The organism is Roseovarius sp. MS2 (assembly GCF_051447875.1).
In the GTDB taxonomy this organism is placed as follows: domain Bacteria; phylum Pseudomonadota; class Alphaproteobacteria; order Rhodobacterales; family Rhodobacteraceae; genus Roseovarius; species Roseovarius mucosus_A.
In genome coordinates, this window is record NZ_JBKHVF010000001.1 from 2,362,442 (window position 1) to 2,375,428 (window position 12,987).

Annotated in this window: 13 protein-coding genes and 1 tRNA gene; 8 read left to right on the forward strand and 6 right to left on the reverse strand. The window is 62.3% G+C overall.

Annotation, left to right across the window (positions count from 1 at the left end):
• The first annotated feature begins 21 nt into the window (after nucleotides 1-21).
• A complete protein-coding gene (locus ACLGGT_RS11570; protein WP_008283225.1) occupies nucleotides 22-162 on the forward strand; it encodes an entericidin A/B family lipoprotein in 141 nt (46 codons plus the stop codon).
• Between the two features lie 82 nt (nucleotides 163-244).
• Here ACLGGT_RS11570 and ACLGGT_RS11575 read toward each other — a convergent pair whose 3' ends face one another.
• Complete coding sequence (locus ACLGGT_RS11575) at nucleotides 245-841, reverse strand: exopolysaccharide biosynthesis protein (protein WP_008283226.1); 597 nt, start codon at nucleotides 839-841, stop codon at nucleotides 245-247.
• A gap of 248 nt (nucleotides 842-1,089) precedes the next feature.
• Here ACLGGT_RS11575 and ACLGGT_RS11580 point away from each other — a divergent pair, with 248 nt between their 5' ends.
• Nucleotides 1,090-1,617, forward strand: coding sequence for a hypothetical protein (locus ACLGGT_RS11580; protein WP_008283227.1), 528 nt, complete (start codon nucleotides 1,090-1,092; stop codon nucleotides 1,615-1,617).
• Between the two features lie 179 nt (nucleotides 1,618-1,796).
• On the opposite strand, the gene ACLGGT_RS11585 is transcribed toward ACLGGT_RS11580, so the two are convergent.
• A tRNA-Lys gene (locus ACLGGT_RS11585) sits at nucleotides 1,797-1,872 on the reverse strand.
• A 108-nt stretch (nucleotides 1,873-1,980) separates the two neighbouring features.
• On the opposite strand from ACLGGT_RS11585, the gene dapF reads away from it, so the two are divergent.
• From dapF to ACLGGT_RS11610, 5 genes are all read left to right on the forward strand, one after another.
• Nucleotides 1,981-2,814: a diaminopimelate epimerase gene (gene dapF / locus ACLGGT_RS11590; protein WP_081507851.1), complete on the forward strand. Its 834-nt coding sequence runs from the start codon at nucleotides 1,981-1,983 to the stop codon at nucleotides 2,812-2,814.
• Complete coding sequence (gene mtaB, locus ACLGGT_RS11595) at nucleotides 2,811-4,070, forward strand: tRNA (N(6)-L-threonylcarbamoyladenosine(37)-C(2))-methylthiotransferase MtaB (RefSeq protein WP_008283229.1); 1,260 nt, start codon at nucleotides 2,811-2,813, stop codon at nucleotides 4,068-4,070. The genes dapF and mtaB overlap by 4 nt, the downstream gene beginning before the upstream one ends.
• A 193-nt stretch (nucleotides 4,071-4,263) precedes the next feature.
• Nucleotides 4,264-5,442 (forward strand): aminotransferase class I/II-fold pyridoxal phosphate-dependent enzyme, encoded by a 1,179-nt coding sequence (locus ACLGGT_RS11600; RefSeq protein ID WP_008283230.1) that lies wholly within the window; start codon nucleotides 4,264-4,266, stop codon nucleotides 5,440-5,442.
• A gap of 18 nt (nucleotides 5,443-5,460) precedes the next feature.
• Entirely contained in the window at nucleotides 5,461-8,421 is a 2,961-nt protein-coding gene (locus tag ACLGGT_RS11605; protein ID WP_437196185.1) for a DNA translocase FtsK 4TM domain-containing protein, read from the forward strand.
• Between the two features lie 82 nt (nucleotides 8,422-8,503).
• A complete protein-coding gene (locus ACLGGT_RS11610; protein WP_008283232.1) occupies nucleotides 8,504-9,109 on the forward strand; it encodes a LolA family protein in 606 nt (201 codons plus the stop codon).
• Between the two features lie 25 nt (nucleotides 9,110-9,134).
• Here the strand turns inward: ACLGGT_RS11610 and ACLGGT_RS11615 are convergent, their stop codons facing one another.
• Nucleotides 9,135-9,740: a lytic transglycosylase gene (locus tag ACLGGT_RS11615; RefSeq protein ID WP_008283233.1), complete on the reverse strand. Its 606-nt coding sequence runs from the start codon at nucleotides 9,738-9,740 to the stop codon at nucleotides 9,135-9,137.
• Nucleotides 9,741-9,930: 190 nt separating this feature from the next.
• Between ACLGGT_RS11615 and hspQ the strand changes: the two genes are divergently transcribed.
• Nucleotides 9,931-10,257, forward strand: a complete 327-nt coding sequence (hspQ, locus tag ACLGGT_RS11620) for a heat shock protein HspQ (protein WP_008283234.1) — start codon at nucleotides 9,931-9,933, stop codon at nucleotides 10,255-10,257.
• 44 nt (nucleotides 10,258-10,301) lie between these two features.
• Here the strand turns inward: hspQ and ACLGGT_RS11625 are convergent, their stop codons facing one another.
• The 3 genes from ACLGGT_RS11625 to ACLGGT_RS11635 all read right to left on the reverse strand — a co-directional run bounded on the left by ACLGGT_RS11625 (nucleotide 10,302) and on the right by ACLGGT_RS11635 (nucleotide 12,936).
• On the reverse strand, nucleotides 10,302-11,879 hold the full coding sequence (locus ACLGGT_RS11625) for a gamma-glutamyltransferase family protein (protein ID WP_437196188.1): 1,578 nt from the start codon (nucleotides 11,877-11,879) through the stop codon (nucleotides 10,302-10,304).
• A 221-nt stretch (nucleotides 11,880-12,100) separates the two neighbouring features.
• Nucleotides 12,101-12,547, reverse strand: a complete 447-nt coding sequence (locus ACLGGT_RS11630) for an ATP-binding protein (RefSeq protein WP_437196190.1) — start codon at nucleotides 12,545-12,547, stop codon at nucleotides 12,101-12,103.
• Between the two features lie 50 nt (nucleotides 12,548-12,597).
• Nucleotides 12,598-12,936 (reverse strand): STAS domain-containing protein, encoded by a 339-nt coding sequence (locus ACLGGT_RS11635; protein ID WP_437196192.1) that lies wholly within the window; start codon nucleotides 12,934-12,936, stop codon nucleotides 12,598-12,600.
• Nucleotides 12,937-12,987: the final 51 nt, after the last annotated feature.

Sequence of the window (12,987 nt, forward strand, 5' to 3'; positions counted from 1 at the left end):
AGAAATCAAACGGAGAACGCAATGACACGTGCAAAACTTTCCCTCATTTCGCTGCTCTTTATGGGTGTTCTGGCAGGCTGCGAGACGGTCGAGGGTGCCGGTCGCGACATCGAGGATGCCGGACAGGCGGTGACGGGTGCATCGCAGGATGTGCAGAGCTGACCGTTTGATCCGACCCTGCAAGACATATGAGGCGCGCATCTGGTTGATGGGCGCCTCAGGTGCATTCAGGGGCGGGCCACGGTCACGACATCACGAGGGTTGCGACGCCGGTCGCGACCCCGATGGCCAAGAGCATCCCGAGCAAGACCAAGAGACCGTCGCCGACAAACATGCCAACGGCGAGCGCGGTAATCACCACGCCCAAGATCGACGAGGTGAAGGGGATCAGTTCGAGGAATGGCATCACCGCGCCCAAGATCAGGCAGAACAGCTGTGGCAGGATCACCAGCGGTTCTGTCACCAGAATGTGCAGCCGCCGACGCGTGACCCGGTCAAGCCAGCGCGCGGGGATGCGAAACCAGCGATAGACCTCTCGCACCCGGCTTGTGCGCAGGCGGGCAGCGCGGCTCCAGCGTGGTAGCCAGAGCGATGAGCGGTGGACCATCTGCTGCAAAGAGACCGCCGCGATGATCAGCCCGCACAGGGTGGTAAAGCCGGGCACCCCGCTGAGGGGCGAGACCAGCGCCAAGGCGGGCAGAATCAGCAAAGGTGCGAAATTGGCGCGGCCGAGCGTATCCACGATATCCCCCACGCTGGTGTAATCGCCGGTCAGCGCATCCCATCCCTGCTCGACCAGATCGGCCGCTGTTTCATGATCCGGTGCTGCATCCTTTGGCATGTCTGGCGCTGTGCTCCTGCTCTGGCCTGTAGTCGTTGTTTGGAAGAATAACGCCGTGGTGGCCCTGTGGTTCCGGCGTTGGGTGGGTCCGGCATGCATCGGTTTTGGCGGAGTATTCAGGTTTTTGGGAACCATACCAGAGGGCGCGCGTTCTTTGAGCACATCACGCCACACAGGCGTGCGTGTCACCGGCCCGCCGCATCTGATGCATTGCGGGTTTGATACGACCCATAGAAGGAGACTTTGCAATGAAACGGCTTCTTACGACAGCACTTTTCACCGGGATGACTTTGGCCAGCGTTGGCCCAGTTCTGGCCATGGACAAGACCCTCTCGGGCCTTGACGTCAAGGTGGATCTCAGCGCTTACGCGGACAACAATGTCCTGAAATATTGGCCGACCCTTGAGGCGGACCTTGCCACGGCGATCGCGTCGAAAGTGACGCTGAATGATACCGCTGACGCGCCAAGAATCGCAGTTGAGATCAACAAAGTGGCGATTGATGGCGATACGATCCTGCCGGATACCGGCGAGTTCAACCAGCTGGAAGGGACGGTTTCGACCTTTGAGGGGCTTAACGATGCCGTTGCCACCAATGCCGATAGCCTGGAGAATCCCGATGAACAGATCGGCAGCTATGCGTTGCAAATGACCGCTGTCAGCGGCGATACCCCGGCCCCCGAAGGTTGGGTCACGATCGAGCCGTCGCAAGACGATTTCTACGCGGCCCTGGTCGATGCCTATGCAACAACCGTGGTCGAGCGTCTGGACGATTGATCTGGCTTAGCGCGGCGATATGGGGCGTGGCGCAGATCTGCGCCCCAGATTGAGCCGATAGGCCCAAAAACCACGAGAGGGCGGCGACTTAACGGTCGCCGCTCTTGGCCATTCAGCGCTATTGCACGCGCGCTGAACGGCATATCGCATCGGGTTTCTTACGCCCATTTTTTGAGTAGTGGTGAGCCGTGCAGGATTCGAACCTGCGACCCACTGATTAAAAGTCAGTTGCTCTACCAACTGAGCTAACGGCCCACTAGACGCGCTATCTAGAAAGAGCGGGGCGGGGGGTCAACCCCGAAAGTGCAAGATTATTCCGCGATCTGCTGGATTCGTCGCGAGGCGCGGTTTATATGCGCGAGCATGGACCAAGTTGATCATACCGGGCTGCCCTTTTTCAAAATGCATGGGCTGGGAAACGATTTTGTCGTGCTGGATGGGCGTGGCCGCGATCTGGGGCTGACGCCTGCGTTGATCATGGCCATCGCCGACCGGCATCGGGGCATTGGATTCGATCAATTGGCGGTGATCTCTCAAGGCATGGGCGATGCACATTTGACCTTTTACAACGCCGACGGTTCGACCTCTGCGGCGTGCGGCAATGCCACGCGCTGTATCGCGCGGCACCTGATGGACGAGAGCGGCAAGGCGCGGCTGGAGCTGAGCACGGCGCGCGGCGCGCTGGTGGCGGTGGATGCCGGTGGCGGGCTGACATCGGTGAACATGGGGCAGCCGCAGCTTGACTGGGCCGAGATCCCGCTGGCTGAGGCGATGGATACGCTGGAATTGCCCATCGAGGGCGGGCCGGTGGCCACGGGCATGGGCAATCCGCATTGCACGTTTTTCGTGGCCGATGCCGAGGCGGTGCCGCTGGCGCAATTCGGGCCGCGTTATGAGCATCACCCGCTTTATCCTGAGCGGACCAATGTGCAGGTGGCCACGGTGATTGGCCCCGACCATATCCGCATGCGGGTCTGGGAGCGGGGGGTTGGGGTGACGCTGGCCTCTGGCTCGTCGTCCTGTGCGACGGCGGTGGCGGCGGCGCGGCGGGGCCTAACGGGGCGCGCGGTGCGGGTTGATCTGGATGGTGGCACGATCCATGTCGATTGGCGCGAGGATGGCGTCTGGATGACCGGCGAGACCGCACATGTGGCAAGCGGCGTGTTCACGCCCGCGTTTCTGGCGGCGCAGAGATGAGCCAAGCGCCGAAATTCACCACGCTGGGCTGTCGCCTGAACGCTTATGAGACCGAGGCGATGAAGGAGTTGGCGGGCCAAGCGGGGCTGGGCAATGCCGTCATCGTCAACACCTGTGCTGTGACATCCGAGGCGGTGCGCAAGGCGCGGCAGGAAATCCGGCGCTTGCGGCGCGAGAACCCGGAGGCGCGGTTGATCGTGACCGGATGCGCCGCGCAGACCGAGCCGGAAACCTTTGCCGCAATGCCCGAGGTGGATGCGGTCATCGGCAATACCGAAAAGATGGCGGCGGACACATGGGCGCGGCTGGCGGGCGATTTTATCGGCGAGACCGAGCGCGTGCTGGTTGATGACATCATGTCGGTGCGCGAAACGGCGGGGCATCTGATTGACGGATTCGGCAGCCGCAGCCGCGCCTATGTGCAGGTGCAAAACGGCTGCGATCATCGCTGCACCTTTTGCATCATCCCCTATGGCCGGGGCAATTCGCGCTCTGTGCCTGCGGGCGTCGTGGTCGAGCAGATCAAGCGCTTGGTGGGGGCGGGGTATAACGAGGTTGTGCTGACCGGCGTGGACCTGACAAGCTGGGGGGCGGATTTGCCCGCGGCACCCAAACTGGGTGATCTGGTGATGCGGATTTTGCGGCTGGTGCCAGATTTGCCGCGCCTGCGGATTTCGTCGATTGATTCCATCGAGGTGGATGAAAACCTGATGCAGGCGATTGCCACAGAGCCGCGCCTGATGCCGCATCTGCACCTGAGCCTGCAACATGGCGATGATCTGATCCTCAAGCGGATGAAGCGGCGGCATTTGCGTGACGATGCCATCCGCTTTGCCGAAGAGGCGCGGCGCTTGCGGCCCGAGATGACCTTTGGCGCGGATATTATCGCAGGCTTTCCGACCGAGACCGAAGCGGCGTTTGAAAACTCGCTGCGGCTGGTCGAGGAGTGTCATTTGACATGGCTGCATGTGTTTCCCTATTCGCCTCGCCCCGGCACGCCAGCCGCCCGGATGCCGCAAGTCAAAGGCCCGGCGATCAAGGCACGCGCCGCGCGGTTGCGGGCCGCCGGTGAGGGGCGGGTTGCCGCCCATCTGGCCGCACAGCAGGGGCGCGAGCATGCCGTGCTGATGGAGGCCCCGCGCATGGGCCGGACCGAGCAATTCACCGAGGTGGTTTTCGACCGCGATCACCCCGAAGGCCAGATTGTGCGGGCGCGTGTCACGGGCTGGCAGGGCGGGCAATTAACGGCGGCCTAAGCGCTCATACTGTGGCCAGAGCGCGTGAGGCCGGGTCGCAATGCGGTTTTTCAGAACGATGAAAGCTGAGCGCCTTGCCAAAAATGCCACAATTCGGGGGCTAGGCCCTTGGTTTTGCTGGACCTGAGGGCAGGGCTTGGGTAGATTCAGGGAAACGGGACGCGAATGATCCCGAACCTTGAGGCAGTATCAGATGTTTCCCGAGCGGTTTGCGAACCTACCGGCCTATGCGTTTCCGCGTCTGCGGACCCTGCTTGACGCTCATGCGCCCGGCGGAGAGGTCGTGCATATGACGATTGGCGAGCCAAAGCACGCGTTTCCGCGCTGGATCGTTGATGTCATTGCAGAAAATGCCGATGGCTTTAACTCTTATCCCGTCAATGAGGGCATGCCTGAGTTGTTGCAGGCGGCCGGCGATTGGGTGGGGCGGCGCTATGGCGTGACGCTTGATCCGGCAAGCCGGATCATGGCGCTGAACGGCACACGCGAGGGGCTTTATAATGCGATGATGGCGCTCAGCCCCGAAGTGAAGGGCGGCAAGCGCCCGGTCGTGCTGGCACCGAACCCGTTTTATCAGGTCTATATGGTGGCGGCGCTGAGCGTGGGGGCGGAGCCGATTTTCCTGAACGCCACCCATGAAACCGGGCATTTGCCGGATTTCGCGGCGCTGTCCGAAGAGGTGTTGAACCGCGTCACGGTGGCCTATCTGTGTTCGCCCGCCAATCCGCAGGGCACAGTGGCGAGCCGCGCCTATTGGGCCGAGTTGATCGGGCTGGCGGAGCGTTATGATTTCCGCATTTTCGCCGATGAATGCTATGCCGAGATTTACCGCGATACGCCGCCGGTGGGTATTCTGGAGGTCGCGCAGGAGATGGGGGCTGATCCTGAGCGGATCGTGGCGTTTCACAGCCTGTCGAAGCGGTCGAACCTGCCGGGGCTGCGCTCGGGCTTTGTTGCCTCTGGCCCCAAGAATATCGCGCAGATGAAGCAGTTGCGCAATTATGCCGGATCGCCCTTGCCGATGCCGTTGCAGCATGCGGCCGCGCGGCTCTGGGCGGATGAGGCGCATGTGATCGAAAATCGCCGTCTTTATGGCGAGAAATATGAGATTGCCGATGAGATTCTGGGCAATCTGCCCGGCTATCGCAGCCCGGAGGCAGGATTTTTCCTGTGGTTGCCGGTCGAGGATGGCGAGGCGGCGACGCTGCGGCTTTGGCAGGAAACCGGCGTGCGGGTGTTGCCGGGGGCCTATCTGAGCCAAGAGGCAGGCGGCGTGAACCCCGGTCAGGGGTATATTCGGGTCGCGATGGTGGCCCCCAAGGATGAGATGGCAGATGGTTTGAGACGGCTGCGCGCCTGTCTCTATGGATGATTGAGGACGAGGGACGAGATGGCATATCAGACGCGCGGGCGCGACCCCTTGCTGGACAGCAACATGGCTGAGGCAATCGAGAAACGCGGCAAGGAATTGCTGGGTCTTGTGCTGATGGCGGTGGCGCTTATGGCGGCGGCGATGGTGGTCTCTTACACTCCGGACGATCCAAGCTGGATGTCGGCCACGGATGCGCCGGTGCAGAACTGGATGGGCCGGTTGGGCGCGTCGGTGGCGGCGCCGCTGTTCATGATCATCGGTTGGGGATCCTGGGGATTTGCCATTGTTCTGGGGGTCTGGGGCGCGCGCATGGCGCTGCACCGGGGCGAGGACCGGGCGATGGGTCGGCTTATTTTCGCGCCGATCTGGCTGGCGATACTGGCGCTCTATGCCGCGTCGTTGACGCCGGGGGCGGAGTGGGCGCAGACCCATAGTTTCGGTTTGGGCGGGCTTTTTGGTGACACGGTTTTGGGGGCCTTGCTGGGTATTCTGCCGGTCGGGGCGAGTGTGGGGCTCAAGCTTTTGTCGTTGGTGCTGGGGGTTGGCGTGCTTGGGATGGGGGCGTTCGTGCTGGGCTTTACACGGGTAGAGTTGCAGCGCATGGGCCGCTTTCTGCTGGTGGGGGTGATCCTGTGCTATGCCGCGCTGATGAAAGCGATGGGTCGTGGCGCGGGTGGTGCAGCCCAAGCGGGGCAGGCGATGCAGGCCATGATGGCGGAACGACGCGCACGCCGGGGTGAGGCGGCTGTTGCGCGCGCGGCGGTGCCGCTGCGGGCAGAGCCTGCGCTGGACGGCGCGCGGGTGCGACGCGCAGATCCCGTTTCGTTGACAGCCCAGCGGCACGCGCCGGTCGCACACAAGCCTGCGCAGCCGGTGGACAAGCCCGGTGGGCTGTTGGCGCGGATGCCGATGCTGATGCGCAAGCCCGAGGTCATGCCCGAGCCGGAATTGGTAGAGGCCGCGACCTATGAGGGCGAGGCCGAGATGCCCGGTGATGACCGGATCCGGGCCAAGATTTCCGATGTGATCAAGGCGCGGGTGCGTCAAAGCCCGGCGGTGCAGATCGCATCTGTGGCCCCCCTGACCAAGGGCCGGGGGCGTGGGCCTGATCCTTTGATCCTGAACACTGCGCCGCGTGGTGTTTTGCCGCCCGAGCCGCCGCTGACGGCGCGTCATGTGGTGCAAACGCCGCTGAGGGCCGAGCCGTTACTGCGCGCCGCCGCCGCACCGGTGAGCATGGCCGCGCCCATGTTGGAGGTGACGGAGGACGACGATTTCGACGCGATGATCGAGGCATTTGGGCAAGATGATGCGCCCGAGATGGCGGCACCTGCGCCGCGCATTCCGATGCCTGAGCCGCGCAAGGTTGTGCAACATGCACCGCGCAAGCCCTTGCAGCCGTCGTCGCGGGCCATGGCCGAAGCGCAGCCGGCGCTGCGTTTTGAGGCCCCCGCGCAGCCGGTTTATGAGTTGCCGCCGCTCAGCCTATTGGCGGACCCCGAGCATATTCAGCGCCATCATCTGAGCGACGAGTCGCTGGAAGAAAACGCTCGGATGCTGGAGAATGTGCTGGATGATTACGGCGTGAAGGGCGAGATCGTCAGCGTGCGCCCCGGCCCCGTGGTCACGATGTATGAGCTGGAACCGGCACCGGGCCTAAAGGCGAGCCGGGTGATTGGTCTGGCGGATGATATCGCGCGGTCGATGTCGGCGCTGTCAGCGCGGGTATCCACCGTGCCGGGGCGATCGGTGATCGGGATCGAATTGCCCAATGACAACCGCGAGATGGTTGGATTTCGGGAAATCCTGTCAAGCCGGGCCTATGGCGATGGCAATCAAAAGCTGCCTTTGGCCTTGGGCAAGGATATTGGCGGTGATCCCATTGTGGCCAACCTTGCCAAGATGCCGCATTTGCTGATTGCGGGGACCACGGGATCGGGCAAATCGGTGGCGATCAACACGATGATCCTGAGCCTGCTCTACAAGCTGACGCCGGAAGAATGCCGGTTGATCATGATTGACCCCAAGATGCTGGAACTGAGCGTCTATGATGGCATTCCGCATCTGCTATCCCCTGTTGTGACCGATCCGAAAAAGGCGGTGGTTGCGCTCAAATGGGTGGTGGCCGAGATGGAGGACCGCTATCGCAAGATGTCCAAGATGGGCGTGCGCAATATCGACGGCTATAATGGCCGGGTCGAGGAGGCGCTGAAAAAGGGCGAGATGTTCAGCCGCACGGTGCAGACCGGGTTTGACGATGACACCGGCGAGCCGGTGTTTGAAACCGAAGAATTCGCACCCGAGAAGATGCCCTATATCGTCGTCATCGTCGATGAGATGGCCGATCTGATGATGGTGGCGGGCAAAGAGATCGAGGCCTGTATTCAGCGGTTGGCGCAGATGGCGCGCGCAAGCGGTATTCACCTTATCATGGCGACACAGCGCCCGTCGGTGGATGTGATCACCGGCACGATCAAGGCGAATTTCCCGACGCGGATTTCGTTTCAGGTGACATCGAAAATCGACAGCCGCACCATTCTGGGCGAGATGGGCGCCGAGCAGCTTCTTGGCATGGGCGACATGCTCTATATGGCGGGGGGCGGCAAGATCACCCGCTGCCATGGCCCCTTTGTGAGCGATGAAGAGGTTGAGGAGGTGGTTAATCACCTCAAGGCTTATGGCCCGCCGACCTATGTGGGATCGGTGCTGCAAGGGCCGGATGAGGACAAGGCCGAGAGCATTGATGCGGTGCTGGGCCTTTCATCAGGCAGCGGGGCCGAGGGTGATGACCTGCTTTATGATCAGGCGGTGGCGATTGTGATCAAGGATCGCAAATGCTCGACCTCTTATATCCAGCGGAAACTGGCGATTGGCTATAACAAGGCTGCGCGTCTGGTCGAGCAGATGGAGGATGAGGGCGTGGTCAGTTCCTCGAACCATGTGGGCAAGCGCGAAGTGCTGGTGCCGGAGCCGCAGTAGGACCGGCGGTGCCTCGCTCAGCTGTGAAAAATTTACGCCCCGCGCTGGTGCAATCCCGCGCGGGGTGTCTTATCTGTGGGGTATGAACAAGATGCGTTTTCTTATGGTTCCCGTCCTCTGGGCGGCGATGGCCCTCCCGGCGGCGGCGGAAAAGCTGTCTTTGCCGGAAATCTCAAACTATCTGAACGGTTTGCGGACCGCCCAAGGTGCGTTTACCCAGATCAACGAGGATGGCACGATCAGCACGGGCCGGATTTTGATCAAGCGCCCCGGTCGGGTGCGGTTTGAATATGACCCGCCCGAACAGGCGCTGGTGGTGGCTGATGGCGATACGGTGGGGATTATCGACCCGCGCTCGAATGATGGGCCGGTGGGCTATCCACTTCACCGCACGCCGCTGAAAATCATCCTGGCGCGCAATGTGGACCTGACGCGCGAGCGGATGGTGGTGGGACATGCGAGCGACGGCACCTCGACCACGGTGCGCGCGCAGGACCCGGCGAATCCTGAGTATGGCAGCATTGATCTGGTCTTTACCGGCAGCCCCGTGGAATTGCGTCAATGGGTGATCCATGACGGCAGCGGCAGCCAGACCACGGTGGTTCTGGGCGATATGCAGCGCGATGTGCGGCTGAATGACGAGAGTTTCGTCATTCCGGGCAAAGAGCGGATGCGGGTGGATCGCTGAGCCCGCGCCGCAGGCCCAGCAAGGATCAGATCAGACCGCGCCCAAGAGCACAGGTGCCAAGCTGCGCGCGGTAATTTTGTGACCGGGTTTCGACACTGTCGGCGACACGCAGCAGCCACGGCTTGCTGTTGAAACTGCCGCGGGCATAGCCGGTGCGCCCGTCGTGATAGGCGAGATACTGGTTGCGCGCGTCCGTGAGCGGGATGCCAAGGCTCTGGTTGGATTTGGCCATGTACCAGCCCATGAAATCGGTGGCATCGGCAATATTGGTGCGCTGAGCGGCGAAACGGCCTGTCTCGCGCTGGTATTCCTCCCATGTGCCGTCCAGCGCCTGGCTATAGCCATAGGCCGAACTGACCCGGCCCGTAGGAATCACCCCAAGGGTCCAGCGAAACGGGGTGCGCGCATCGCTGATGAATTTGCTTTCCTGATAGATCGTGGCCATCTGCACATGGGCGGGCACGCCCCATTTCCGCTCTGTCGCGCGGAAGGCGCGGGCGTATTCGGGGCGCTCGTCCAGAATGGCGCATGCGTGGTCTAGATTGCGCGGGGCGGTGCCATAGCCCGTGCCGCCACCGCCGCAGGAAGCCAGCACAAACAACACCATCAACGCGCGAAGAGTTCTGCTCATATGCCTCTCGCTCTCTTTTTTTATGCAGTTTACTGGAAATTCTGGCCGGGGGAAATCACGAATTCGCCGCGGTTGCGCGCTGCAGCGCTGTAACGCCTACGTTCACAGACTGTTTCTCGCATGATTCAGCCGACTGTTGGACAAACCACCCTTGAAAGGTTTACACTCTGGCATTAGGGGCAAACGCGATATGATTAAAACACGTGCAAAATACCATCTGGGCCAAGTGGTCCGTCACAAGAAACACCCGTTCCGCGGGGTGATCTTTGATGTCGATCCGCAATTCTCGAATACCGAGGAATGGTATGCCTCGATTCCCGAGGATAGCCGCCCATCCAAGGAACAGCCGTTCTATCACCTGCTCGCGGAAAACGAGCAAAGCTACTATGTGGCCTATGTGAGTGAACAGAATCTTGTCGCCGATTATTCCGGCGAACCGGTGGGCCATCCCGATATTCCGGACCTGTTTGGTCCGTTCGAGGATGGGCATTATCCGCTGCATTTCCAGTTGAATTGAGTGGGCGAGGGTGGGTTTGCACCCACCCTCCCTGTGTTGCCTGATCAATAGCCCAAGGCGCAGCCGTCCTTGCGCGGGTCGCTGCCACCTTCAAGCACGCCATCGTCATGGATATAGATCGCCTGCGCGCCGCCAATGGGGCCGGGCATGCGCAGGATGTCGTGGCCCATATCGGCGAGGGTCTGCGCCACAGCGTCGCCATAGCCCCGCTCAAGGTTGAGGCCCAGAGGATCGGCAAAGGCGCGCGGCGCGTCGATGGCGGATTGCGGGTCCATCCCGAAATCGCGCAGGTTCGACACCAGACGTGCATGCCCCGTTGATTGATACGAGCCGCCCATCACGCCGAAGGGCATGGTTACGCGGCCATTTTCCACCAACATGCCGGGAATGATCGTGTGCATCGGGCGTTTGCCGCCGCCGAGTTCGTTGGGATGCCCCTCTTCCAGCGTAAAGCCTGCGCCACGGTTTTGCAGCAGAACGCCGAATTTTTCAGACGCGATGCCAGAGCCGAAACCGTGGAAGATGGAATAGATCAGCGACACCGCCATGCGGTCACGGTCCACCACGGTGATATAGATCGTGTCGCGATGCACGGCCTCGGTCAGGGGTTTGGCGGCGGCCATGGCGCGTTTGGGATCAATCAGCGCGGCGAGTTTTGCGGCGGTCTCGTCTGAGAGCATATAGTCGAGTTTGCGCATGTGATCGGGGTCGGCGATAAAGCGGTTGCGCGCGTCATAGGCCAGTTTGGTTGCTTCGGCCTCGATATGGGTGCGTTCGACGCCAAACGGGTCCATTCCGGCAATGTCGAAATGTTTCAGGATGTTGAGCAGCAGAATCGCGGTGGCACCTTGGCCGTTTGGTGGATGCTCGACCAGATTGGCGCCTTTGTAGTCGCCACTGACCGGGGTGGTATAGTCACTGTGTTGGTTGGCGAAATCGGCCGCTGTGTGGGTGCCGCCCAAGGCGTTGAGCGTGGTGATGATGTCCTCGGCCACTTCGCCTTCGTAATAGGCGGCACGCCCGTCGCGGGCGATGCGGCGCAGCACCTCGGCCTGACCGGGGGCGCGGAACATCTGGCCTGCTGTGGGCGGCGTGCCTGAGGGCATGTAATGGGTGAGGCCATGACCCTGAAGCGCGGCACCCGCCGTGGGCCAGTCAAAGGCCACACGGGGGGCCACTGGCACGCCCTCTTCGGCATAGCGGATCGTGGGGGCGAGGAGGGTATCGAGGCCAAGCCGGCCGTGATCGGCGCTGAGGCGGCAAAAGGCGTCGATGGCACCGGGGACGGTGACGGCATGTGCGCTTTGAAGTGGCACGGTGTCATGGCCTGCGGCGCGCAGGGCGGCGGCAGAGGCCCCGGCGGGCGCGCGGCCAGAGCCATTGAGCGCGTGGATGGTGGGATCGCCCGGTTTGGTGAAGAGGACGAAGCAATCGCCGCCGATGCCGGTCATTTGCGGTTCGCAAATGCCCAAGAGGACCGCGCCAGCAATCGCCGCGTCCATGGCATTGCCGCCGCGTTCGAGAATGTCGATGGCGGTTTTGGCCGCAAGCGGGTGCGAGGTCGCGCACATTCCGTTGGTGGAAAAGGTGGCCGAGCGGCCGGGCTTGTGAAAGTCGCGCATGTCTTGTCCTTGTGTCCGTGATGGGGGGACACTAGGCGCAGTTTGCGGCTTTGCCAATCGGGGGAGAAGAGTAAGCCTCGACGCCGCGCGCTGGGTGGGGGCAATTACACGCGACGCCGAGGGAAGCCATATGCAGCTACGGGTTTCGGTATGACGGGGTTCTGCGGCGCGAGTTGGCCGGGATTAAGGTAAGATTGCGGCGGTCTAACCCTAGGGTTGTGTCAGAGCGGGGCGCGGTGGAATTCGAGGGTCAAATGGTTGCATCCGGCGGCGCGGCGATAGTCGATCTGGTCGGTAAGATCGCGAATCAGAAACCAGCCAAACCCGCCCTCGGGCAAGGCACCGCGCGCGACGTCATGCTCGGGCAAGAGGCCGTCGGGGGGGCAAAGGCCGGGCAGGGCCGCGCCCTGATCGCTGAGTATGGCGACAAGCCGGGCCGGATGAAGCGCAAGCGCGATCTGGATGTCGCCGGGGGTCTCGGGCGGGTAGGCATGTTCCACGATATTGTTCAGCGCCTCGGCCAGCACGAGTTCGACGGTGCCACATGCCTCATCGGGCATGGCGCAGGCGTGCAGCCAGTCGCGGGTGCGCGCCAGCACCTCGCGCACGGCGAGGTTTGAGGCACGGGTGTGAAGCGTGAGGTGCTGAGCCGCAGGATCGGGGATCACGGCGCGCGACCTCTGGCAAGGGTCATCATGGGGCCGCCCATCCTGCCCGATCACCCTGTTGCGCGGGATTGGAGGGTGCGCAGATCGTCATGGATGGTGAACACCGTATCCATCCGTGTGAGGCGAAACACCTTGGCCACATCGGGGGTAAGACAGGCGAGGTCGAGCCGCCGCTCGCCGCCCATTTGTTTCATCGCGGCGACGAGGGCGCCAAGGCCGCTTGAATCGACAAAGGTGACATTGCCAAGATCGAGCACCACATGCCCCGCCCCGGTGGCGGTGGCGGCGCGCATGGCGTCCTTGAAGCGGATGGCGGCGGCGGCGTCGATACGCGCCTCGGCCACGGTGATGATGGTCAGGTCGGGATGGTGAGTGGCGTGCAAGTCCATGGTGCCTCCGGCAGGATACGTAGTAATACAGGGCACGCTAGACCCAATTCC

Bases quoted from the DNA above. Each gene is read 5' to 3' on its own strand.
- ACLGGT_RS11570 (WP_008283225.1), top strand. From the start codon at position 22: ATGACACGTGCAAAACTTTCCCTCATTTCGCTGCTCTTTATGGGTGTT.
- ACLGGT_RS11575 (WP_008283226.1), bottom strand. From the start codon at position 841: ATGCCAAAGGATGCAGCACCGGATCATGAAACAGCGGCCGATCTGGTC.
- ACLGGT_RS11580 (WP_008283227.1), top strand. From the start codon at position 1,090: ATGAAACGGCTTCTTACGACAGCACTTTTCACCGGGATGACTTTGGCC.
- dapF (WP_081507851.1), top strand. From the start codon at position 1,981: ATGGACCAAGTTGATCATACCGGGCTGCCCTTTTTCAAAATGCATGGG.
- mtaB (WP_008283229.1), top strand. From the start codon at position 2,811: ATGAGCCAAGCGCCGAAATTCACCACGCTGGGCTGTCGCCTGAACGCT.
- ACLGGT_RS11600 (WP_008283230.1), top strand. From the start codon at position 4,264: ATGTTTCCCGAGCGGTTTGCGAACCTACCGGCCTATGCGTTTCCGCGT.
- ACLGGT_RS11605 (WP_437196185.1), top strand. From the start codon at position 5,461: ATGGCATATCAGACGCGCGGGCGCGACCCCTTGCTGGACAGCAACATG.
- ACLGGT_RS11610 (WP_008283232.1), top strand. From the start codon at position 8,504: ATGAACAAGATGCGTTTTCTTATGGTTCCCGTCCTCTGGGCGGCGATG.
- ACLGGT_RS11615 (WP_008283233.1), bottom strand. From the start codon at position 9,740: ATGAGCAGAACTCTTCGCGCGTTGATGGTGTTGTTTGTGCTGGCTTCC.
- hspQ (WP_008283234.1), top strand. From the start codon at position 9,931: ATGATTAAAACACGTGCAAAATACCATCTGGGCCAAGTGGTCCGTCAC.
- ACLGGT_RS11625 (WP_437196188.1), bottom strand. From the start codon at position 11,879: ATGCGCGACTTTCACAAGCCCGGCCGCTCGGCCACCTTTTCCACCAAC.
- ACLGGT_RS11635 (WP_437196192.1), bottom strand. From the start codon at position 12,936: ATGGACTTGCACGCCACTCACCATCCCGACCTGACCATCATCACCGTG.